Below are 805 nucleotides of genomic sequence, written 5' to 3'. Positions count from 1 at the left end.
CTGAAGTGGTTGTCGGTCATGACCCGTTCGATGCGGGTGATGCCGTGGACGGCGAAGTAGGCGGCCGCGCGACGCAGGAACGCCCCGCAGGTGGCGCCCTTCTCGTCGGGAAGGATCTCGGAATAGGCAAGCCGGGAGTGGTCGTCGACGAGTGAGTGGACGTAGTCGAACCCGATCCGGGCCTTCTTGCGAGCGGCGGTGTCGCCGGCGGACCTGCCGTGCGCACGCCATCCGCCGCCGTCGGGGATGCGGCCCAGCTTCTTCACGTCCATGTGCACCAGCTCACCCGGCCGGGCGCGTTCGTAACGAGTGGTGGTCTGCTTCGAGGCCCGGATCACGACACCGGTCAGCGGATCACACTCGGCTAACCGCGGCACCTGATGACGGGCGAGGATCGCCCCGACCGTTCGCGCAGGGAGCCCGAGAGCTGCGCCGATCCGGTCCTGCCCCTGCCGCATCGAGAACCGCAGCGCCAGCACCCGCGCCTCGACCTCGGGAGCCGTCCTTCGCGGCGATGACCGCGGACGCGAGGACCGATCCACCAGACCCGCCACCCCCTCCAGCTGGAAACGACCGATCCACCGGTGCGCGCATTGCCGCGACACCCCGAGCTCCTTGGCGACATGAGCAACGGGACGTCCGCTCATCACCCGCTCGACAAGCAACAACCTCCCGCGGACGTTCAACCGCGCATTAGCGTGAGACACGAGACCTCCTGGCCGTGAAGAACTAGACAGCTCCACTAAGCCAGGAGGTCTCCTCAACTCACAACAACGTCACCAACGTCCCTGCCAGGTACAGCTAG

The 805-nt window shown here is 67.1% G+C and carries 1 protein-coding gene; it reads right to left on the bottom strand.

From position 1 onward, the window contains the following. A partial coding sequence (locus OB08_RS16385; RefSeq protein ID WP_461476624.1) for a leucine zipper domain-containing protein occupies window positions 1-707 on the bottom strand: 707 nt, incomplete at its 3' end. Window positions 708-805 lie beyond the last annotated feature (98 nt).

It is taken from the genome of Microbacterium sp. HJ5, from assembly GCF_054824025.1.
This window is presented reverse-complemented; position numbering and strand designations above follow the sequence as displayed.